The organism is Micromonospora nigra, from assembly GCF_900091585.1.
GTDB lineage: Bacteria > Actinomycetota > Actinomycetes > Mycobacteriales > Micromonosporaceae > Micromonospora > Micromonospora nigra.
The window spans coordinates 5670543-5691964 of record NZ_FMHT01000003.1; the positions used below are offsets into that span (position 1 = coordinate 5670543).

The following is a 21422-nucleotide window of genomic DNA, read 5'->3' on the forward strand; positions in this document are numbered from 1 at the left end:
ACTCAGCGTGGGCCGGTGTCGCCCCCGCCCGCACCGGTCGGTAGGCGGGCGGTCACGGTGGCGGTGACGCCGCCGGGGCGGCTGGTGAGGCTCAGCGCGCCGGTCAGCCGGTGCGCCAGCCAGAGCCCGCGCCCGCCGGGAACGTTGGTGGCGGGCAGGTCGACGGTGAGGTCGTCGTCGCCGGGGCCGTCGTCGCTGACCTCGCACACCAGCAGGTCACCCCGCCGGACGAGCAGGAGGCGGCCCGCGCCGCCGCCGTGCCGTACGGCGTTGGTGACCAGTTCGTGCACGGCCAGGACGAAGTCGTCACCCGGGTCGTCGGTCAGCCCGGCGGCCGCGACGTGGCTGGCGAGCTGATGCCGCAGTTCGGTCACCGTCGCGGCGGTGAACGCGCGGGACAGCAGCGGCGCCGACGTGACCATGGGGACGCCGTGCCCCGTCGGCCCCTCGTCGCTCATGCTCGCAGGCTACGCGGTGACGAATTATTCGCGACCTTTGCGTTACGGCAACGATCGCCTTCGGCCGGCGGCGTGGCTGGTCGAGGCCGGTGGTGGCACGCAATAACCTCCGGTTCGTCATGCAACCGTCATATGACCGCGTGTTTCCCGCCGATTTCCGACGGCAGGCTTGCGCTGATCTGACGTCGACCGGGAGAAGGCGAAAATGACGGTCGTAGCGTACGAGCAGCTGGTGACTCTGGTCTGTGACACCTGCGCAGACACCGCGGACGTGGCCTGCGCGCTGCCCGACGCCCAGGTCGTGTGGCCGTTGGTGTCGGAGCAGGGGTGGAGCGGGTCGCCGTTCGCGGCGGGGCCGCACCGGTGCCCGCACTGCAGCGCCCTCGGCCCGTCCACCGGGGGTGCGGCGGTCTGCGAGGGGCACGGGCCCAGCGGGATCCTGGGTATCGACCACGTGGACGGCGTCACGGTCGTGGTCGCCGCCGGCGACGTCGACCTCGACACCGGGGACACCCTGCGGTCGGCGCTGGCGCACGCGAAGGAGATGGGCGGCCACGTGCTGGTCGACCTCACCCGGGTGCACCTGATCGACTCCACCGGCCTGGGCCTGCTGGTGCGCGCTCACCGGGACGCCGTCGAGCGGGGGTCCGTACTCTGTCTCGCCGCTCCGGCGGAGTTTGTCCGTACGGTCCTCTACACCATGCGGCTGGACCAGGTCTTCCCGATCTTCGACAGCCACGCCGAGGCGCTGGCGCACCTGTCGTCCCTCGCGCCGACCCGGCCCCGCTGAGCGCGGCCGTGGACGCCGCCGGGTGCCGCGCGAGGCGCCGGCGGTTCGCCGACGGTCACCAATCCGCCCGGCCCGGGCGGCCCGGAACACTACCGTCGAAGAGGGGCGGCAGACGGTGGGGTGGCCATGCGAGGCGGACGGGGCGGGGCGCGGCGGCCGGAGCCGGTGCCGCCGCGCCCGCCGGCGGCGCAGGAGCGCCCCTGGCGGCGGTTCGCCGTCACCTGCGCGGTGGCGGTGGTCGCGGCGTTCGGCGCGACGGCGGTCACCCTGGTCGTCGACGACGAGCGGATCCGCCGGGAGCGGGTCACCGGCGGCAACGCCCGCCAGGTCGGCGAGGTCGTGTCCGCGCCGGACGCGCGGGTCCGCACCCGGACCATGCAGGGTGGCGCGGCGGCGACGGTGGTGGTGTCGCCTGCCCGTGACCGGGCGGTGGTGCTGCTGCGCGACCTGCGGGCGCCGGGGGAGGGGCGGGCGTACCAGTTGTGGCTGATCGGCGTCGTGGGGCCGGCCCGTCCGGTGCGGCTGCTGCCGGTGGGCGCGACGGCGGCGACCACCGTGGTGGGCCCGGTGGGCGACGCCGCGACGCTGGGGCTGTCCACCGAGCCGGCCGGTGGCTCCTCGACTCCGACCCGGCTCGTGGTCCTGATGTCGTTGGCCTGAAGCGCGGCACCCGTTCCGTGTCGGTCGGTAATCCGATCCGGTGACCGGCGACGGGCGAGTCGCCGGACCAGCCCGGTGATCATCGCCACCGGGAACCATATTGCCAATGACTGGCAACTACATCAGGATGGCAGCAGCGGCGGAACGACCGTCGTCGGGTGCCGTGGTGGTGGCTCCCGCACGCCGTTGCCCGAGGAGCATCCGATGCCCCGAACCGGCCCCGTCCGGCTGGCCGCCGCGACCCTGGCCCTCGCCGCGCTGGCCGCCTGCTCGACCCCCGCCGGTCCACCGGGGGCGGCGACGGCCGACACCATCGTCGTGGCCACCGCCGGGGAGCCGGACACGCTCAACCCGGTGCTCAACTACGGTGTCGACGGCGCCTCGCTGATCTTCGACGGGCTCGTCGCCCGGGACCAGCGCAACCAGCTCGTCCCGGCCCTGGCGCGCGAGTTGCCCACCGTCGCCCCCGACGGCCGGACGGTCACCGCCCGGCTCCGCGAGGGCGTGCTGTTCCACGACGGCACCCCGCTCACCGCCCGCGACGTCGTCTTCACCTACCAGGCCGTCCTGGACCCGAAGGTCGACTCGACGCTGCGCTCCGACCTCGACATGCTCGCCTCCGTCACCGCCCCGGACGACGCCACCGTCGTGTTCACGCTGAGCCACCCGTACGCGCCGTTCCTCCAGCGGCTCACCCTCGGCGTCGTGCCGGCGGCGGAGTTCGCCGGGCAGGACGTCAACCGGGCCCGGTTCAACCGCGCCCCGGTGGGCACCGGTCCGTACCGGGTCACCTCCTGGACCCCCGGCGACCGGCTGGTGCTCGCGGCCAACGACCGGTACTGGGGCGGCCGACCCGCCAACGACGGGGTGGTGGTGGCCTTCGTTGCCGACGACAACGTCCGTGCCCAGCGGGCCCGGGCCGGCGAGTTCGACGCCGTGGAGCTCGCCCCCAAGCTCGCCGCCGGATTCGAGGGCCAGCCCGGCTACCGGCTGGAGACGGTGCCCACGGCCGACTACCGGGGCGTCATGCTGCCCATGGGGAACCCGGTGACCGGTGACCTCGCCGTCCGCCGGGCACTCAGTGCCGCCGTGGACCGGGCCGCGATGGTCACCGGCGTGCTCGGCGGGGCGGGCGAGCCGGCGTTCGGACCGGTGCCACCCACCTCGGAGTACGCCGACCCCTCGGTCGCCGGATCACCCTCCGCCGACCCGGCGGCCGCCACCGCCGCCCTCGACGCGGCCGGGTGGCGACCCGGCCCGGACGGCATCCGGGTCAAGGACGGCAGGCAGGCCGCCTTCGCGCTGATGTACCCGGCCGCCGACAGCCTGCGCAAGGAGCTTGCCCTCGCCGTCACCGCCGACGCCCGGAAGGTCGGCATCCGGATCACCCCCGAGGGGCTGACCTGGGACGCGATCACCCCACGCATGGGCGACGACGCCCTGCTCATGGGCTTCGGCACCCCGTACGACCCGGACTTCGTGTCCTACAAGCTGTTCCACTCGCGGTTCGCCGCCCAGGGCTTCTTCAACCCCGGCTCGTACTCCTCGCCCGTCACCGACAAGGCGCTCGACCAGGGGCGGGCCCAGACCGACCCGGGTGCCCGCAGGGCGGCCTACGTGACCTTCCAACAGCAGCTCGCGACCGACGTGCCGTGGGTGTTCCTCACCTACCTCCAGCACACCTACGTCGTGTCGGAGGCCGTCTCCGGCGTCGCCCCGCGGGTCGAGCCGCACGAGCACGACGTGGCCAACAGCCTCTGGTGGAACGTGCACACCTGGACCAAGCGGTCGTGACGCCGCCGACCCGCCCGCGACGGCTCGCCGGAGCCCGAGCCGTCGTCGGGCGCCGACTGCTGGTCGCCGTCCCGGTGCTCGCCGCCACCAGCGCGGGCATGTTCCTGCTCGGTGCGGCCTCGCCGGTCGACCCGGCCCAGCAGTACGCGGGCGCGGCGGCGTTCACCACCAGCGAGGAGAACCTCGCCCAGATCCGCGCGAACTGGGGTGTCGACGACCCGCTGTACGTGCAGTACCTCCGCTGGGTCGGCAACCTGCTCCGGGGCGACCTGGGCTGGTCGACCAGCCGGCACGAACCGGTCGTCGACGTGCTCGCCGCCCGGGCGGGCTGGACCCTGCTGCTGGTCGGTGCGGCACTCGCCCTCGTGCTGGTCGCCAGCCTGCTGCTGGGCACCCTGGCCGCGTACCGCCGCGGCGGCTGGTTCGACCGGGCGCTGCGCGCCGTGGCGTACGCGGTCCAGTCGGTCCCGGTGTTCTGGGTCGGCCTGGCCGCGATCGCCGTGTTCGCGCTCGGCCTCGGCTGGCTGCCCGCCGGCGGGCTCACCGACGTGACCGCCACCGGCACCGGCGTCGCCGACGTGGCCCGTCACCTGGTGCTGCCCGTCGGCGTCCTCGCCCTGTCCCAGGCGCCCTGGTTCGTGCTGTTCGTCCGCGACGCCGTCGCCGAGAGCCTGCGCGACGACCACGTGCTGGCGGCGCGGGCCCGTGGCCTGCCCGGCCGCACCGTCCTGTTCGGACACGCCCTGCGCACCGCGCTGCTGCCGTTCCTCACCCTGGTGGGCACCCACCTGCCCGAGATCGTCGGCGGGGCGGTGCTGGTCGAGACCGTGTTCTCCCTGCCCGGGCTCGGCGCGGTCACCGTGCAGGCCGCACTCGGCAGCGACTTCCCCCTGCTCGCCGCCACCACCCTGGCCACCGCCGTCGTGGTGCTGGCCGCGAACCTCGCCGCCGACCTCGGCTACGCCGCCGCCGATCCCCGGGTACGCCTCGAATGACCGCCCTCGCTCCCGCCCGTAGTCTCCGCCTGCCCCGGCTGCGCCCCGGCCGCGTCGGTGGCCTCGTCGCCGCCGCCGTGCTGGCCGTGGTGGTGACCGCCTGCCTGCTCGCGCCGGTGCTCTGGCCGCTGGACCAGAGCGCGGTCGACCTGGCCCGCACCCGGCAGGCCCCCTCGTTCGCGCATCCGGCCGGCACCGACGACCTCGGTCGCGACGTCGCCCTGCGCAGCCTCTACGGCCTACGGGTCTCGTTGCTCGTCGGGGTCGTCGCCGCGCTGGTGGCCGCCGTGATCGGCGGCCTGGTCGGGGCGGTGGCCGGCACCGTGGGCGGCATCGTCGACCGGATCCTCATGCGGGTCGTCGACACCGTCGCCGCCCTGCCGCACCTGCTGCTCGGCATCTTCGTGGTGGCCATGCTGCGCCCTGGCCTGGGCGCGGTCGTGCTGTCCATCGGGCTGACCCACTGGCTGGCCACCGCCCGGATCGTCCGCTCCGAGCTGCTCAGCCTGCGGACCCGGCCGTTCATCGACGCGGCCGTGTCCGGCGGGGCGAGCCGAGCCCGGGTGCTCACCCGACACCTGCTGCCGCACGTGCTGCCCCGCCTCGCGCTGGCGGTGACGCTGATGGTCCCGCACGCGGTCTGGCACGAGACGGCCCTGTCGTTCCTCGGTCTCGGCCTGCCGCCGCACCTCGCCTCTCTGGGCAACATGATCAACGACGGGCAGCGGTCCCTGCTGACCGGCGCCTGGTGGGCCAGCCTCACCCCCGGGCTGGCGCTCATCGTGGTCACCCTCGCCCTCGCGGTGCTCACCGGCCGGTGGCGGGACCGGCTCGACCCCCGGGTCCGATCGGAGTTGCAGCTGTGAGCACCGCCGACACCCTGCCGACCGTCGCCGGTGCCGTGCCCGTCGCCCCGGGCCCGTTGCTGGCGGTCGAGGGGCTGACCGTCCGCTTCCGGCTGCCCGACGCCGTCGTGCACGCCGTTTCCGACCTGTGTCTGGAGATCCGCCCCGGTGAGCTGCTGGCCGTGGTCGGTGAGTCCGGCTGCGGCAAGTCGGTGCTCGCCCACGCGCTCCTCGGCCTCCTTCCCGGTAATGCCACCGTCACCGGAAGCGCACTGCTGCGCCCCACGATGCCGGCTGCCGGACGCGCGCCGGCCCCTGCCTCCGTCGGCCCGCCCACCCGAACGGGCCCGACCACCGCCGGCCCCGTCGATCTGTTCACCTGCGGTGAGCGGCGGCTGGCCCGGCAGGTTCGGGGACGGGCCGTCGGGCTGGTCCCGCAGAGCCCCGCCACCGCGCTGACCCCGGTGCGTACCGGCCGGCGGCTGCTCGTGGAGACGCTGCGCGCCCACGGTCACCCCCGCGACCGTGCCCCGGCCGCAGCCGACCGGCTCGCCACCGAGGTCGGGCTGGACCCGGCCGACCTCGACCACCATCCGCACGAACTGTCCGGTGGGATGGCGCAACGGCTGGCGCTGGCGCTGGCACTGGCCCCGGACCCACCGTTGCTGCTCGCCGACGAGCCCACCACGGGGCTCGACCGGCCACTGGTCGACCACACCCTCGACCTGCTGCGTCGTCGCTGCGACGACGGGGCGGCCGTCCTGCTGATCACCCATGACCTGGCCGCCGCCCGCCGCGTCGCCGACACGGTGGCGGTCATGTACGCCAGCCGGATCGTCGAGCACCGCCCCGCGGGGGAGCTGTTCGACGGGCCCGCCCACCCGTACTCGGCGGCGCTGCTCGACGCGCTGCCCGAGCGGGCCTTCCGCCCCGTACCCGGGCATCCGCCGATGCTGACCGACCTGCCCACCGGCTGCGTGTTCGCGGCGCGCTGCCCGGCGGTCACCGACGCCTGCCGGCTCCGGCCGGAGCCGGTCCCGGTCGGCGGGCAGGGCGGTGTGGCCGCCTGCCACCACCCGATCGGAGTGCCGGCATGAGCGAGGCCGGGCTGCGCGCCCACGCCGTGAGCGTCCGCTACGGCCGGCACCTCGTCCTCGACCGGGTGGACCTGCACGTGGCACCCGGCGAGACGGTCGGCCTGCGCGGCCCGTCCGGCAGCGGAAAGTCCACCCTGGCCCGGGTGCTCGCCCTGCTGCACACCCCCGACGTCGGCCGGGTGAGCGTGGACGGTGTGCCGGTCACCGGCAGTCGGCACCGGGTGCCCGTCGCGGTGCGGACCCGGGTGGCGATCCTGTTCCAGAGCCCCCGTGCGGCCACCGATCCCCGGCTCAGTCTTGCCGACATCGTCGCCGAGCCGCTGCGGGCCACCGGTGTGCCGGAGTCGAGTGCCCGGACCCGGGCGCGGGAGTTGGCCGACCTGGTCGGACTCACCCCGGACCTGCTGACCCGCCGCCCGCACGCCGTCAGCGACGGACAGCTGCAACGGGCCTGCCTGGCCCGGGCGCTGGCACACGAGCCCCGGTACCTGCTGTGCGACGAGGCGACCGCCATGCTGGACGCCTCCACCCAGGCACACGTCGCGCAGGTCGTCGGCGAGCACCAGCGACGTACCGGGGCCGGGGTGCTGGTGGTCAGCCACGACGACGCGCTGCTGGCCCGCCTGGCCAGCCGGGTCGTAGACCTGGCCGCCACCGTCCCGGCGTGACCGGTCGCCCGGCTCCGCGGTCGGGACGGCGCGGGCCACACGTCGGGCCGTACGTGGGGCTGTACGTCGGGCCGGAGACGGGCCGGGGGCCCCGCCGATCGGCGGGGCCCCCGGTCACGGTGGTGGTCAGCTGGTCGGGAAGTTGTCCGGGGTGCGGATGCGCTCGCGCATGAACGCGCCGGACTGGGTCAGCACGCCGGTGCCGGCGTACGTGCCGCCGTAGCAGGTGCCGGGCCGGAACGCGGCGCTACCCTCGGCCTTGTCGGAGTACGTCCAGTTCGCGTAGCCGATCTTCAGGCGGTCCAGCAGGTCGAGCCAGGTGGTGCTGCTGGCCAGGTCGGCCGCCCCGTCCCCGGTGTAGTCCACGGTGCCGAACTCGGTGACGAACAGCGGCAGCCGGGCGGCGGCCCGCTCGACCTCGGCGCGGTAGTTGTCCTTGTGCGACGCGGCGTAGAAGTGGAACGCGTACATGATGTTGCTCGCGTTCACCGGGTTGTTGATGATCTCGGTGGAGTTGGCGCCCTCCGAGACGCCCAGCGAGGACCAGGCGCGGGTGCCCACGATGACCACCGCGTCGGGGTCGTTGGCGCGGATCACCGGGATGACCTGCTCGGCGTAGTTCTTGATGGTCGACCAGCTGACCCCGTTGGGCTCGTTGGCGATCTCGTAGATCACGTTGTTCTTGTCGGCGTGCCGCGCGGAGACGGCCCGGAAGAAGGTCTTGGCCCGCTCCAGGTTGAACATCGGGTCGCCGGGCGTCAGGGTGTGGAAGTCGATCATCGCGTACATGCCGCGCTCGGTGGCCTCTTCGACCAGGTTGTTGACCCGGTTGGTGAACCCGGCCGGGTCGGTCTCGTAGCCGTCCTCCTGCACGTACATGGCGACCCGGAACAGGTCGGCGCGCCAGTCCGTGGCCAGGGCGTCGAGCGAGGCGTCGTTGTAGCAGTGGCCGAACCACTGGATGCCGTGCGTGCTCATGCCGCGCAGCTGGATCGGCTTGCCGTACTGGTTGCACAGGTTGACGCCGCAGACCCGCAGCTGTCCGTTGATCGCCACCGGCGTGGTACCGGTCGGCGGCGGGGTGGTCGGCGGGGGCGTGGTGGGCGGCGGGGTGGTGGGCGGTGGGGTGGTCGGCGGGGGCGTGGTGGGCGTCGTTGAACCCGTGCAGGTCGTGCCGTTGAGGGTGAACGAGGTCGGGGACGGGTTGCTGCCGCTCCACGAGCCGTTGAAGCCGATGCTGGTGCTCGCGCCGGTGGCCAGCGAACCGTTCCAGCCCAGGCTGCGGGCCGTGACGTCGCTGCCGCTCTGGCTCCACGTCGCCGACCAGCCCTGGGTGACGCGCTGGGCGGCGTCGGGGAAGGTGAAACCGAGGGTCCAACCGTTGACCGGGTCACCGAGGTTCTTGATGGTGACGGTGCCGGTGAACCCGCCTTGCCAGCTGTTTGCCGAGTAGGTGACGGCGCAGCCGGTTGCTGCCGAGGCGTTGGCGGCGGGCAGGGCCACCGACGCGCCCAGGGTCAGCGCGCCGACGGCGCCGGCCACGACCAACTGGCGCCGGGACGGGCGCGGAGGATGCTTCATGGGGGACCGTCGCAATCTGGTGGGTGGTGGGTGGAGGTGCGGCCACGGGCCCCGGCGGGGGGTCCGGGAGCGCTCCCACAGCACCTTACGACCGTTCGTAACCGACATGCAATATTTCGATCCGTCGAAGTCGCTCCGGCCCTGCCCGCCCCCGCCCGGCCCGGCTGACCCGGCTCCCGGCCTCGATCCCGTCCCTGCGACGCGCCGCCCCGACGGGTGGGCCCCCGGGGCGGCGCGGTGCAGGTGCGCCGGGGCGGTGGGCACCCGCGCCGGAGCGGATCAGCGCGCCGTCAGGCCCGCGACCACTTCTGGTTGGCGCCGCCCGTGCAGTCCCACAGGTGGAGCCTGCCGCCGTTGTTCGGGTTCCACTCGCGGACGTCGACGCACCGGTTGGCGCTGAGGTTCACCAGGTCACCGGCGCCGGTGAGGGTGAACCGCTGGGCCGGGTTGCCGTTGCAGGTGACGAGGTTGACCTCGGTGCCGTTGGCGGTGCCGGCCCAGGCCGGGTCCATGCACTTGCCCATCGCCCGGACCGTGCCGTCGGCGGCGAACGTCCAGGACTGCGCGGCGGTGTCGTTGCAGTCCCAGATCTGCAGCCCGGCCCCGTCGACCGGGTTGGCGTTGGGGATGTCGATGCAGCGGCCGCTGTGCGCTCCCCGCAGGCGGGTGCCACCACCGTCCGACACGTGGGCGGAGACCCGGACGTAGTCGACCAGCATCTGCTGGGGGAACTGCGTCGTGGCGTCCGGGTAGCCGGGCCAGTTGCCCCCGACGGCGACGTTGAGGATCATGAAGAACGGGTGGTCGAAGACCCAACGGTTGCCGCCCAGGCGACTGGGGTCGACGCGGTGGTACTCGACGCCGTCGAGGTACCAGACGATGGAGTTGGGTTCCCAGTCCACCCGGTAGGTGTGGAAGTCGTCGGCGAGCGGGCGGGCGAGGGTGCGGCTGCCGGTGATGCCCGCGCCGCCGGAGTAGCCCGGCCCGTGGATGGTGCCGTAGACGGTGTTCGGCTCCTTTCCGACGTTCTCCATGATGTCGATCTCGCCGGCGGCGGGCCAGCCGACGCTGCCCATGTCGTTGCCGAGCATCCAGAACGCCGGCCAGATGCCCTGCCCTCGCGGGATCTTGATGCGGGCCTCGAACCGGCCGTACGCCTGGGTGAAGGTCGCGGCCGTGAGGAGCCGGGCCGAGGTGTACTCGCACCGGCCGTAGTGGCACTGGTAGTTCGCCGGGTTCTCCCGCCGGGCGGTGATGACCAGGTTGCCCTGGCCGTCGTGCACGGCGTTGGCGGTGCTGGATGTGTAGTACTGCCGCTCGTTGTTGCCCCAGCCGCCGCCACCGATGTCGAACCGCCACCGGCCCTGATCGACGGGCGTGCCCGCGGGCGCGTTGAACTCGTCCTGCCAGGTGATCCCGCCGATCGCCGCGGCGGCAGGCTCCGGCACGCCCTGGGGGAGCAGCGTGGCGCCGAGCGCCACCACCACGGCGGCGGCGAGGGTACGGATTCTGGCCATGGCAGCCTCCTGGGCGTCTGGGCGTCTGGGCGTCTGATGCAGTGGATGCGTCGGATGCGGTGGACGGGGAGAGCGCGGGCTGAGGCGACTGCGCTCCGCCCGGTCCAGAGAGCGCTCTCGCTTGCAAGTCTGTCGATGGGTCGGATTTCTGTCAACAATCCTTACTGTCGAGAGCGACGTCCACTACCCTGCGGTGCAGAAGCCCTCGGGCGGCGCCGTGTCCGACCTCGTGCCGGTTCCCGGTGCCCTCACGGCCGGCGAGGCGCCGTGGCCATCCGGTCCAGGGCCTGCGTGAGAAGCTCCGGTGACGTGGCGAAGTTCAGCCGGGCGTGCCCCGCGCCGCCCGTGCCGAACGCGGGCCCGGGCACCAGCGCCACCCGGGCCCGGTCGAGGAACACCGCGGCGGGATCGTCCCCGAGGCCCAGCGCCCGACAGTCCAGCCAGGCGAGGTACGTGCCCTGCGGCATCCGGTACGTCACCCCCGGCAGTCGCTCGGCCAGCAGGTCGGCCAGCAGCCGCCGGTTCTCGTCGAGCCCCGACAGGAGGTCGTCGAGCCACCCGACACCGTCGGTCAGGGCGGCGGCGTGCGCGATGATCCCCAGGTGGCTCGGCCCGTGGGAGACCTCCTCGGGCAACCGGGCCAGGTCGGCCGCCGCAGCGGGACCGGCCACCGCCAGGGCGGCCTTCAACCCGGCCAGGTTCCACGCCTTCGACGCCGACAGCACCGCCAGGCCGTCCTCCCCGCCCGGCACCGTCAGGTACGGCACGAACCGCGCGCCGGGACACACCAGCGGCGCGTGGATCTCGTCGACGACCACCCGTACGCCGTAGTGGGCCGCCAGCGCCGCCACCTCCGTCAACTCGGCGCGGGTGTGCACGACCCCGGTCGGATTGTGCGGGCTGCACAGCAGGTACGCCGCCCGGCGACCGCCAGCCGTCGCCGAGGCGAACGCGCGGCGCAGGGTGGCCGGGTCGAGTCGCCCGTCCGCGCCCAACGGCGCCTCCACGATCCGCCGGTCCAGGCTGGACACGAACATGAAGAACGGCGGGTAGACCGGCGGGTTGACCACGACGGCGTCCCCGGTGCCGGTCACGAGCCGGAGCATCTCGACGATCCCCAGCATGACGTCCGGCACGATCGCCGTGTGCGCCACGTCCAGCCGCCAGCCCCACCGCTGGTCGGCGAACCCGGCCAGCGCCTCGGCGTAGACCGGCCCGGACAGGTAGCCGGTGTCGCCGAGCGCGACGGCGTCGGTCAACGCCCGAGCCACCGGCCCGGCGAGCGGCACGTCCATCTCGGCGACGAACAGGGGCAGCACGTCCGGCGGGTACCGCCGCCACTTCTCGCTGGTGCGACGGCGCAACTGCGGTAGCGACAGCTCGGTCAGCGGGTTACCCACACCCGCACGCTACGCGCCGGTCGGTGGCAGGCCGGGGTGGGCCCCGGTGGGGCGCGGTGTCCGGGCGGACGGGCATGCTGACCGGTGCCGCGGCTTGCGGTGCGGGCCGCACCGGCCCGCTCGCGGGTTGCTGGCGTCACCGTCGAGCAGAGGAGGAGACCATGGGCAGTGCTGCGGACGGGGTGCGGGGACGCGGGCGTGACCAGGAGATGGTCGACACCGTCCGCGCCTTCGCCGACCGGATGACGACGCGTCGGTCGATCCGGCACTTCTCGGCGGAGCCGGTGCCGAGGGAGGTCGTCGAAGAGGCGGTCCGTGCCGCTTCCACCGCTCCGAGCGGCGCCAACCTGCAACCGTGGCGCTTCGTCGTGATCAGTGACCCGGAGCGCAAGCGCCGGCTGCGCGAGGCGGCCGAGGCGGAGGAGCGCGAGTTCTACAGCCGCCGGGCATCGGACGAGTGGCTGCGGGCGCTCGCGCCGCTGGGCACCGACTGGCAGAAGCCGTTCCTCGAGGTGGCCCCGGTGGTGATCGTCGTGTTCGAGGTGCACCAGGGGCCGAACACGCCGAAGCCGTACTACGTCAAGGAGTCCGTCGGGATCGCCGTCGGGCTGCTGATCACCGCCCTGCACCACGCCGGTCTGGCGACGCTCACCCACACCCCCAGCCCGATGCGCTTTCTCAACTCGGTCTGTGGCCGACCGGCGGAGGAACGCCCGTACGTGGTGATCCCGGTCGGCTTCCCGGCTCCCGACGCCACCGTGCCCGACCTGACCCGCAAGCCACTGGAGGAGGTGCTCGTGTGGCAGTGAGGGCGCTGCCGTCAGGTGCGCGTGGCCGGACCGGGGGAGGTGGGCGGGACGGGTCGTCGACGGTAGCGACGTCAGCGGACCGGGTCGTGGGTGCCGCGCGGGACACCCGGGCGGCAGCGGCGTAGCCGCTGCGCGGCCATCCGCCCACCGGTGGCGAGCCCGTGCCGCTCCACCGCCGCCAGCCCGTACACGCCGCAGGTCGGGGTGAACCGGCACTGCCCGGGCCAGTGCGGGGACAGCCACCGACGGTAACCGCGGATGGCGGCCAGGCCCGCCCGGTCAAGCGCCAGGGCCCGGGTCGCGGCGGCGGCGACCGACCCCACGGTCAGCAGGGTCGAGAACAACCCGAAGTTGCAGCCGTCGCAGCCGTCGCAGCCGTCGCAGCAGCCGTCGGGGTGGTAGGCGGACCGTCCCCGCCGCTTGCGTGTACGGTCGCGCTGCCGACGGTTGTCCCGCGCCCGGCTCCGGTTGTGCCCGATCATGGGCCCATCCTCGGGTACGGCGTCAACGGCGGTACGGGTGGCTGGCCGGGACGGCGGTGCCTGCCGGGCGCATGAGTACCCGTACTCAGAGTCACCACCCTCCGGGGGAGATCCAGTCCTCGGGACCACGCATCGTAGTCTCAACCCCGGATTTGCACTGCTTACTACCCTGACTTCTGATCGCGTGCCTACGCACCCCTCGACAGCGACAAGGGCCTGAGATGAGTGAGAGTCACCCTCCGTACGGAGGGCAGCAGCCGGATCCGAATGTTGCCCCGTGGGGCACCCCGCCCGGCTCCCCGGTGGGGCAGCCGGCCTACGGTCAGCCGCAGCAGGGCTTCCCGGGCCAGCCCGGTTATCCGCCGCAGTTCGGCGCGCCCCTCCCCCCGCCCCCGCCCCCGAAGTCGAACAAGGGGCTGATGATCGGCCTGGGCATCGGCGCCGCCGTCATGGCCGTGCTCGTCGTCTGCGGAGGCACCATCGGCTACTTCGCTCTCAGCGGCGACGACGACGACCCGGCCCCGATCGCGTCGTCCTCCAGCGGCGTGCCGGCCCCCACCGGCGATGCCCAGAACTCCTCCGCGCCCCAGCCGGTCGATCCCCAGCCGAACAACAACAACGCGGTCACCGCCCGGAACTCCAGCGACATGTCTGCCGTCTGCGAGGGCAGCCCGATCCTGAACGCCGCGCCGTACACCAGCGCGAAGGGCGCCAAGATCTACACCTTCTCGAACTCCCCGGACCGGCCGTCGTCGTGGGTGACCAAGTCGGTCGGCTACAACAAGCCGTACTACGCCCGCAGCACGGACTGGGACGAGGTCTCCGTCGTCGGCTGCCTGCAGTACGTCGAGGGCAGCGAGGGTGCGGGCAAGAAGTGCGACTACAAGGGCAGCGACGACAAGAAGGTCACCATCGACTACGTCTCGTCGCGCTACACCCTGACCTTCCACAACGCCAGGACCGGTGAGAAGATCGCCGACGGCGGCACCATCAACGCCCCGGCAGTGCGGTGCCCGAGCTTCGTGTCCTACAACAAGCTCACCTTGAAGTCGTACGCCAGGCCCGACGACGGCGCGCTGGAGTTGGCCTTGGAGAAGTTCACCGGCTGACCGTGCCGCCCGCGCGGACACCGGGGGGAGCGGCGCCCAGCGCTGCTCCCCCCGGTCGTGTCGTAGGTGGCCTGACGTCCGTCCGCGGGTCGGCACGGGTGGCGCTCAGGCGGGCGCGACGTAGTAGAACCGCCGGTAGCCGAGCAGCATTCCCTCGTCGGTGAGCGTGAACATGTCGACGAAGTCGACCTCCGTGCCGCTCTGCCCGCGCCGGCCCGCGTGGGTGTACCGGCCGGTCACCGCCACCGCGTCGCCGTCGGCCACGACCTTGTAGATCCGGTGCCGGGTGGGTGGCCCGGCGATCTGGGCGTGGGTACGCAGCACCTCCGCGCGGCCACGGCCCTGTGCCAGGTCCGGGCGGCGTACCTGGGCGTCCTCGTCGAGCAGGGAACCGTACCCGTCGATGTCGCCGGTGTCGAGATAGTGGTACGACAGTCGAACGTGGTCGACGCCCGCCGCCGTCGCTGCCGTGCTGCGTGTCCGCAGGCTCCCGTCGCCGATCATCGGGATCTCCTCTGCCTGTTCCCCGTTGGTCCACCCGCTGGTGGTTCGTGGAGACACTGTCGGCGAGGCAGCCATCTCCGGCCTATCACGGCGCTTTCCCGCGCGGCGCGCGCCCTTCGGCGGACACGACCGCATGCCACGGCGGACGCTGCCGGACCGGTCCACACGATCATCGATGGTCCGGATCGCGCAACCATACCAACGGGTAGAACTCATGGTCAGCGGCGCTGATTTACAGAAGTCGCTGCGATGGGGTGAGCTGTGTCGGCGAACGCTGCTCCTGCAACAGCTGGCTCTGGAGATCCATGCCCGACTCGACCGTCGCCAGTCCAGTACTCCCCACCGGAGTCGTCTTCCGGATCCTGGGCCCCCTACAGGTCGACGGGCCGGACGGGCCGGTACGCGTGCCTCCCGGGCGCCAGGAGATCATCCTGGCCTGCCTGCTCACCGAGGCCGGCCGGGTCGTGGGCACGGATCGGCTGCTCGACCTCATCTGGCCGGACGAACCCCCGGACACCGCCCGCACCCAGATCCAGATCTGCATCTCCCGGCTGCGCAAGAGCTTCACCGAGGCCGGCGTCGCCGCCACGGTGGTGTCCCGCGCGCCCGGGTACCTGCTGCAAACCGGTGAGGACGCGGTCGACCTGCACCTGTTCCACCGTCAGGTGGCCGCGTCCCGGGTGCTGGTGAAGGAGGGCCGCGCCGCCGAGGCCGCCGAGACCCTGCGCGGTGCCGTCGCCCTGTGGCGGGGCCCGTGCCTGGACGGCATCCCCAGCGACGTGCTGCGGATCCGGGGGCAACGCCTCGACGAGGACCGGTTGACCGCGGTCGAGACGTACCTGGAACTGGAGCTGAGCCTGGGACGCAGCCACGACCTGGTCGGGGAGGTCCGCCGGCTGGTCGACGAGTATCCACTGCGGGAGCGGCTGCGCGGCCAGCTCATGCTCGCCCTGCACCGTTCGGGGCGGCAGGCCGAGGCGCTGGAGGTGTACCGCGCCGGCCGCCGGCTGCTCGCCGACGAGCTGGGCCTGACGCCGGGGGAGGAACTGCGGCAACTGGAGAACGCCATCCTCGCCGGGGACCCGGCCCTGCTGAGCGTCGCACCGGCCGCCCACCCCGCCCACCCCGCCGAACGTGCCGCCCCACCGTCGGCGGCGCCCCTGCCGGCGTACGGGGACGAGAAGCCCCACCAGCTGCCGGCCGACACCGCCGACTTCGTCGCCGACGAGCAGGTGCTGCGTACGGCGCGGGCCGCGCTGCTGGGCGGCGACGACCAGCGGGCGCTCGGCCTGGTGGTCATCGTCGGCAAGCCCGGGATCGGCAAGAGCGCGATGGCCACCCACATCGCCCACCGCCTCGGCGAGCGGTTCCCCGACGGGCAGCTCTACGGGGACCTGCGGGGAGCCGGGCCCGAACCGGTCAGCGCCAGGGACATGCTCGGCCGGTTCCTGCGGGCCCTGGGCATCCCCGGTCCGGTGATCCCCGACGACACCGACGAACGCGCCGAGATGTACCGGACGCTGCTGGCCGCCCGGCGGATGCTGGTGGTCCTCGACGACGCGGCCAGCGAACGGCAGATCGCCCCGCTGCTGCCCGGCAGCAGCAGCTGCGCCGTGGTGGTGACCAGCCGGTCCCGGTTGGCCGCCCTGCCCGGAGCGCAGCGCGTCGAGCTGGACGTGTTCGACGAGGCCCAGTCGCTGGACCTGCTGGCCCGGGTGGCCGGCGTCGAACGGGTGGCCCGGGAGCCGGAGGCCGCCGCCGCCCTGGTCCGGACGGTCGGCGGGTTGCCGCTGGCGCTGCGGATCGTGGCCGCCCGGCTGGCCGCCCGTCCGCACTGGACGCTGGCGTCCATGGTGCACCGGCTGGCCAACGAACGGCACCGGCTCGACGAGTTGGCGCACGGCGAGATGACCATCCGGGCCAGCCTGTCGCTGACCCACGACGGCCTCAACCGCGCCGACCGTCGCCTGCTGCGCCTGTTCAGCCTCGCCGAGGGGCCGGCGGTGCCCGGCTGGGTCGCGGGCGCGCTGCTCGACGACCACCGGCCCTTCCCGTCCGACCTGGTGGAGCCGCTGGTCGACGTGCAGATGCTCGACGCGGTCGCGGTGGAGCGCACCGGCGAGTTCCGGTACCGCTTCCACGAGGTGATCCGGCTGTTCGCCCGGGAACAGCTGACCCTGCACGACAGTCCCGCCGTGCAGCTCGCCGCGACCGAACGGATGCTCGGCGGCTGGCTGGCGGTCGCCGAGCAGGCCCACGCGCGGATCTACGGGGGTGACTACACGGTGCTGCGCGGCTCGGGCCGCCGCTGGCAGCCGCCCGCCGGGTACGTCGACGCTCTGCTGACCGATCCGGTCGAGTGGTTGGACATGGAGCACGCCAACCTGTGCCTGGCCGTCGAGCAGGCCGCCCAGGCGGGGCTCGACGAGCTGTGCTGGGACCTGACCACCACCCTGGTGACGCTGTTCGAGGCGCGCGGCTACTTCGACCTGTGGGAACGCACCCACCAGCGGGCACTGGAGGCCACCCGCGCAGCCGGCAACCGGCGCGGTGTCGCCGCCGTGCTCGCGTCCCTGGGCACCATGCATCTGAGCCGGCAGCACCCGGAGGAGGCGCGCCGGGCGCTGGCCGAGTCGCTGGAGATCTTCGACGAGCTGGGGGAGGTGCACGGGCTCGCCCTGTGCCGCCGCGACCTGGCCCTGCTCGACCGGCAGGCCGGCGAGGACGACCGGGCGCTGCTGCGCTACGAGCAGGCCGCCCGCGACTTCGACCGGGTCGGCGACGTGGTGGGCCGGGCGACGGTGCTCACCCAGAGCGCGCACATCTGGATGCGGCGGGGGCACAGCGCCGTCGCCCGGGCCCAGCTGGAGGAGGCGCTGGACGTCTTCCGCTCCGTCGGCTACGCCCACGGCGAGGCCCATGCCCTGCGGCGGGCCGGCCAGGTGCAGTTACAGATGGGCGAACACGCCGAGGCGGAACGGACCCTGACCGGGGTGCTGGAGATGGTGCGGCACGGCCGGGACATCATCGGCGAGGGGCATCTGCTGCGTAACCTCGGCGAGGTGCACGCCGCCATGGGGCGCTACGCGCAGGCCCGGGACGCCTTCGAGCGCGCCCTGACCGTACGCGAGCAGATCATGGACCACGGCGGAGCGGCGCTGGTGCGGCTGGACCTGGCCCGGCTGCTGGCCCGGGCCGGCGACCCGGTGCCGGCCCGGCAGTTGCTCGACCAGGCCACGCAGACCTTCCGGGCGCGGGGGATGCGGCACGAGACGCGGGAGGCGGAGGGCCTGGCCGAGGAACTCGCCGTCCTGGGCTCCGCCGCCTCCTGAGCCTGCCGTCAGTCCCAGGGGTTGTTGCCGTCGGTCGACGTGGTCGGCGTGGGGGTGGCCACGGTGCCGGTCGGCGCGGGAGCGGAACCGTCGGAGGCCTGCGCGGCCGTCGCGCCGAGGGCGATGAGGCCGGCGGTGGCGGCGGCGAGAGCGAAGACCTTCACGGCGGAGATGCGGCCCATGTCGACTCCTTGTCAGCGTTTCCCTGGGGTGTTGACGGAACGCTAACCACGGGCGGAATCCCGGCCTTATCTCAGCGTTTATCCCGGCGCTATCACCATTGTGGAGAGCACCTATTCCGGTGATAGCGATTCACGTCGCGGCACCCCTGAAGATGGGCCTGAACTGCTGATACGCCGACGATAGGGCGCGCGATGCCTCGCCGATAGCGGCGCCCGGACCATTGGCGGGGACGAGCGGTGATCCCGGTGACGGGATTGGTGCGCCACACCAACGGGACAGCGTGGCACCGGCTCGTCCACTGCCGCCGGAGAAGTGGAGACCGCAACATGAGCATCGACGTGGGCACTGGCGAGGACGTTCCGCAGTTCGGGCTGCTGGTCCGTCAGCACCGTTTGCGCATCGGGCTGACCCAGCGGGAACTGGCGGACTTCTCCACGGTCAGCGTCCGGGCCATCCGCGACCTGGAACAGGGTCGGGCACGGCGGCCCCGGCAGGACACCGTACGGCTGATCGCCGACGGACTGCGGCTGGGCCTGCGGGCCCGCGCGGACCTGGAGACCGCCGCCAACCAGGGCCGCACCAGTTGGGCGGTCAAGGCCGCCTACGAGGCCGATCCTCCCGCCCCACCGTTCGCCCTGGACGTGCTGGTAGGCCGGGAGACCGAAACCTCGACCCTGACCGGCGAGCTGGCCTCCGGTGCCGAACGGTTGGTCACCGTGACCGGGGTGGACGGGGTCGGGCGCACCCGCCTCGCCCTGGAGGTGGCGACCCGGTTGCACACCGCCGAACGCACCCCGGTGCTCTGGTGCGCGGCCGACGCCGCCCCCGCCGGCGGAGACCGCCTCGCCGCCCTGGTGCGGGCCTGCGTCCACCAGCTGCTCAATGCCGGCGACGCCACCGACGACATCGCCGCGTTCGTCGACACCGTCGCAGACCGGCCACCCCTGCTGGTCGTCGACGGCGTGACCGGTCCCGTCGTCCGCGCCGACCGGGTCGCCGCGCTGCTGCGCGACTGCCCCGGTCTGCGCATCCTCGTCACCGCGGCCCAACCCCTGCACCTGCCCGGGGAACGGACGTTCCTGCTCACCCCGCTGGCCGTGCCCGAGGACGACGACCCGCTCACCATCGGGCAGAGCCCCGCCGTGCGGGTGTTCGTGGAACGGGCCCGCCGGGTCCGCCCCGACTTCACCCCCGCCCCCGCCGACAGCGGGCTCGTCGCCGACATCTGCCGCCGCGTCGACGGGCTGCCGCTGGCGTTGCAGGCCGCCGCGTCCTGGCTGGTCGTCTACGACGTGCCGACCCTGCACCAGTGCCTGCACGCGGACCCGGCGAACCTGCTGCACCACCTCGCGGGAGCCGACGGCGACATCCGGCTGCGGGACGCCCTCGACCACCGGCTGGCCGCCCTGCCCACCGCCGACCGGGACCTGCTCGCCGACCTGTGCCGCCGCGGCGACCGCTTCGGCCTGGCGGACGTCACCGCGCTGACCGGGAGCAGCCTGCCCGACAGCGGCCGGGCCGTCCGTGACCTGGTGCTGCGCGGCCTGGTGCAGCCCAGCTACGAGGCCGGGCAGTCCCGGTTCCGGATCCTGCACCTGGTCCGGGCCACCCAGCTCGAATCCGCGGCCCGCCCCGCAGCCGGCGTCCCGGCCCACGTCGGGGCCTGACCAGCGGCGCAACTGCTGCGCGGGTGCCGGAACAACTGCCGCCCGGCACCGCGCGGCGCCGGTTCAATGACTGCACCACCGAGCAGAAGCGGCCGGCGCGGCGCCGGGCCGCCCGACCACGACACGAGGGAGGACGAACTGTGTCGGCGAACGTCGAATACAGGAAGCACACCCGCACGGCCGTCATCGCCGGCCTCGGCGCCTACGTCCCCGAGCGGGCGGTGAAGAACGACGAGATCGCCGAGCAGCTCGGCGTCACCACCGACTGGATCCGCGACCGGACGGGCATCGAGCAACGGTTCTTCCTCGAACCCGAGGGCGCCACCTCCGACCTGGCCGTGGAGGCGGGTCGGCGGGCGCTGCAGTCCTGCGGCAACCCGGACATCGATTTCCTGGTCCTGGCCACGTGCTCCCCCGACCACCCGTTCCCCGCCACCGCCCCGGCCGTCGCCGCCCGCCTCGGCCTCCGGGGCATCGCGGCCTTCGACCTCAACGCCGCCTGCTCCGGCTTCGTCTACGCGCTCTCGGTCAGCGCCGGACTGCTGGCCACCGGCGCGTACCGCACCGGGCTGGTGATCGGCGCCGACGCCATCTCGACGATCCTCGACAGGTCGGACCAGATCACCGCCCCGATCTTCGGCGACGGCGCTGGCGCGGTGGTCGTACGGGCCGGCGGCCACGACGAGCAGGGCAGCATCACCGCCCAGATGATGGGCAGTGACGGCGACCTGCTGGACATCATGAAGACTCCCGCCGGCGGGTCCCGGCAACGCTCGTTCGGCGTGCCCACCGACATCGACCACAGCTACTTCACCATGGCCGGCCGGTCCGTCTACAAACACGCCATCGCCCGGATGACCGGCGCCGCCACGACCGTGCTGAACGAGATGGGCTGGAGCGTCGATGACGTCGACTGGCTCGTCGCCCACCAGGCCAACCGCCGCATCCTCACCGCCACCGCCGAGGCCATCGGCATCCCCGCCGAGAAGGCCGTCATCAACGTCGACAGGGTGGCCAACACCTCCGCCGCGTCCATTCCGCTGGCCTTCGTCGACGCGGTCACCGCCGGCACCTTCACCCCCGGCGACAAGGTGCTGCTGGCTGCCTTCGGTGGTGGCGCCACCTGGGCTGCCGCCGCACTCACCTGGCCCGAGCTGAGCCTCACCGGCCCGGCCGCCTGACCTCCGCGACGTCCCGGTGGCACACGCCGGGAGACCCGAACCGACCGTACCGAGGCACGTCGAGTGCCACCGCCACGATGGGAGACAACCGTGCTCAACACCCTGGAGAGAGTCAACGAGATCGTCCTGGAGCAGGTGCCGGACCTGGAGATGGAGCTGATCGGCCCCACCCACCTGCTCAACGAGGACCTGGGCATCGACTCCCTGACCTTCGTCGACATCCTCGTCAAGGTCGAGAAGATCTTCGACATCGAGTTCACCGACGACGAGCTGACCACCGTGCAGAGCGTCCAGGACATCCTGGACCTCATCCAGCGGAAGCAGTGACCCTCCGCCCGGTCCGTTTCGTC

20 protein-coding genes are annotated in these 21422 nt (G+C 73.3%); 13 read left to right on the top strand and 7 right to left on the bottom strand.

Going from position 1 to position 21422, the window contains the following annotated elements; genetic code table 11:
• Window positions 1-2: 2 nt before the first annotated feature.
• Window positions 3-458, bottom strand: a complete 456-nt coding sequence (locus GA0070616_RS24925; protein ID WP_175440195.1) for an ATP-binding protein — start codon at window positions 456-458, stop codon at window positions 3-5.
• Between the two features lie 205 nt (window positions 459-663).
• On the opposite strand from GA0070616_RS24925, the gene GA0070616_RS24930 reads away from it, so the two are divergent.
• The 7 genes from GA0070616_RS24930 (at window position 664) to GA0070616_RS24960 (ending at window position 7307) form a co-directional block, all read left to right on the top strand.
• Complete coding sequence (locus GA0070616_RS24930; RefSeq protein WP_091088195.1) at window positions 664-1248, top strand: STAS domain-containing protein; 585 nt, start codon at window positions 664-666, stop codon at window positions 1246-1248.
• Window positions 1249-1374: 126 nt separating this feature from the next.
• Window positions 1375-1908 carry an anti-sigma factor gene (locus GA0070616_RS24935; protein ID WP_139128989.1) on the top strand — a complete coding sequence of 178 codons (534 nt, stop codon included), beginning with the start codon at window positions 1375-1377 and terminating at the stop codon, window positions 1906-1908.
• 204 nt (window positions 1909-2112) lie between these two features.
• On the top strand, window positions 2113-3702 hold the full coding sequence (locus GA0070616_RS24940; RefSeq protein ID WP_091088203.1) for an ABC transporter substrate-binding protein: 1590 nt from the start codon (window positions 2113-2115) through the stop codon (window positions 3700-3702).
• Complete coding sequence (locus GA0070616_RS24945) at window positions 3699-4697, top strand: ABC transporter permease (RefSeq protein ID WP_091091574.1); 999 nt, start codon at window positions 3699-3701, stop codon at window positions 4695-4697. Before GA0070616_RS24940 ends, GA0070616_RS24945 begins: the two co-directional genes overlap by 4 nt.
• Entirely contained in the window at window positions 4694-5563 is an 870-nt protein-coding gene (locus GA0070616_RS24950) for an ABC transporter permease (protein WP_091088207.1), read from the top strand. The genes GA0070616_RS24945 and GA0070616_RS24950 overlap by 4 nt, the downstream gene beginning before the upstream one ends.
• Window positions 5560-6639: an ABC transporter ATP-binding protein gene (locus GA0070616_RS24955; RefSeq protein ID WP_245712890.1), complete on the top strand. Its 1080-nt coding sequence runs from the start codon at window positions 5560-5562 to the stop codon at window positions 6637-6639. The genes GA0070616_RS24950 and GA0070616_RS24955 overlap by 4 nt, the downstream gene beginning before the upstream one ends.
• On the top strand, window positions 6636-7307 hold the full coding sequence (locus GA0070616_RS24960; protein WP_091088211.1) for an ABC transporter ATP-binding protein: 672 nt from the start codon (window positions 6636-6638) through the stop codon (window positions 7305-7307). Before GA0070616_RS24955 ends, GA0070616_RS24960 begins: the two co-directional genes overlap by 4 nt.
• 126 nt (window positions 7308-7433) lie before the next feature.
• Here GA0070616_RS24960 and GA0070616_RS24965 read toward each other — a convergent pair whose 3' ends face one another.
• The 3 genes from GA0070616_RS24965 to GA0070616_RS24975 form a co-directional block, all read right to left on the bottom strand.
• Window positions 7434-8888, bottom strand: coding sequence for a cellulase family glycosylhydrolase (locus GA0070616_RS24965; protein WP_091088214.1), 1455 nt, complete (start codon window positions 8886-8888; stop codon window positions 7434-7436).
• A gap of 290 nt (window positions 8889-9178) precedes the next feature.
• Complete coding sequence (locus tag GA0070616_RS24970; RefSeq protein ID WP_091088217.1) at window positions 9179-10405, bottom strand: glycoside hydrolase family 16 protein; 1227 nt, start codon at window positions 10403-10405, stop codon at window positions 9179-9181.
• Between the two features lie 248 nt (window positions 10406-10653).
• A complete protein-coding gene (locus GA0070616_RS24975) occupies window positions 10654-11805 on the bottom strand; it encodes a MalY/PatB family protein (protein WP_091088221.1) in 1152 nt (383 codons plus the stop codon).
• 161 nt (window positions 11806-11966) lie between these two features.
• Here GA0070616_RS24975 and GA0070616_RS24980 point away from each other — a divergent pair, with 161 nt between their 5' ends.
• Window positions 11967-12614, top strand: coding sequence for a nitroreductase family protein (locus GA0070616_RS24980; RefSeq protein WP_091088225.1), 648 nt, complete (start codon window positions 11967-11969; stop codon window positions 12612-12614).
• A 71-nt stretch (window positions 12615-12685) separates the two neighbouring features.
• Here GA0070616_RS24980 and yidD read toward each other — a convergent pair whose 3' ends face one another.
• Entirely contained in the window at window positions 12686-13096 is a 411-nt protein-coding gene (yidD, locus tag GA0070616_RS24985) for a membrane protein insertion efficiency factor YidD (RefSeq protein ID WP_091088229.1), read from the bottom strand.
• A 221-nt stretch (window positions 13097-13317) separates the two neighbouring features.
• Between yidD and GA0070616_RS24990 the strand changes: the two genes are divergently transcribed.
• Window positions 13318-14205, top strand: coding sequence for a hypothetical protein (locus GA0070616_RS24990; protein WP_091088231.1), 888 nt, complete (start codon window positions 13318-13320; stop codon window positions 14203-14205).
• Between the two features lie 105 nt (window positions 14206-14310).
• Here GA0070616_RS24990 and GA0070616_RS28360 read toward each other — a convergent pair whose 3' ends face one another.
• Window positions 14311-14709 carry a nuclear transport factor 2 family protein gene (locus tag GA0070616_RS28360; RefSeq protein WP_175440197.1) on the bottom strand — a complete coding sequence of 133 codons (399 nt, stop codon included), beginning with the start codon at window positions 14707-14709 and terminating at the stop codon, window positions 14311-14313.
• A 305-nt stretch (window positions 14710-15014) separates the two neighbouring features.
• Here GA0070616_RS28360 and GA0070616_RS25000 point away from each other — a divergent pair, with 305 nt between their 5' ends.
• Window positions 15015-18041 (top strand): AfsR/SARP family transcriptional regulator, encoded by a 3027-nt coding sequence (locus GA0070616_RS25000; RefSeq protein WP_091088240.1) that lies wholly within the window; start codon window positions 15015-15017, stop codon window positions 18039-18041.
• 8 nt (window positions 18042-18049) lie between these two features.
• On the opposite strand, the gene GA0070616_RS28365 is transcribed toward GA0070616_RS25000, so the two are convergent.
• A complete protein-coding gene (locus GA0070616_RS28365) occupies window positions 18050-18223 on the bottom strand; it encodes a hypothetical protein (RefSeq protein ID WP_175440198.1) in 174 nt (57 codons plus the stop codon).
• Between the two features lie 327 nt (window positions 18224-18550).
• Between GA0070616_RS28365 and GA0070616_RS25005 the strand changes: the two genes are divergently transcribed.
• The 3 genes from GA0070616_RS25005 to GA0070616_RS25015 all read left to right on the top strand — a co-directional run bounded on the left by GA0070616_RS25005 (window position 18551) and on the right by GA0070616_RS25015 (window position 21399).
• Entirely contained in the window at window positions 18551-19891 is a 1341-nt protein-coding gene (locus tag GA0070616_RS25005) for an ATP-binding protein (protein ID WP_091088244.1), read from the top strand.
• A gap of 140 nt (window positions 19892-20031) precedes the next feature.
• Window positions 20032-21072, top strand: coding sequence for a beta-ketoacyl-ACP synthase III (locus GA0070616_RS25010; protein WP_091088247.1), 1041 nt, complete (start codon window positions 20032-20034; stop codon window positions 21070-21072).
• Between the two features lie 90 nt (window positions 21073-21162).
• A complete protein-coding gene (locus GA0070616_RS25015) occupies window positions 21163-21399 on the top strand; it encodes an acyl carrier protein (RefSeq protein ID WP_091088250.1) in 237 nt (78 codons plus the stop codon).
• Window positions 21400-21422 lie beyond the last annotated feature (23 nt).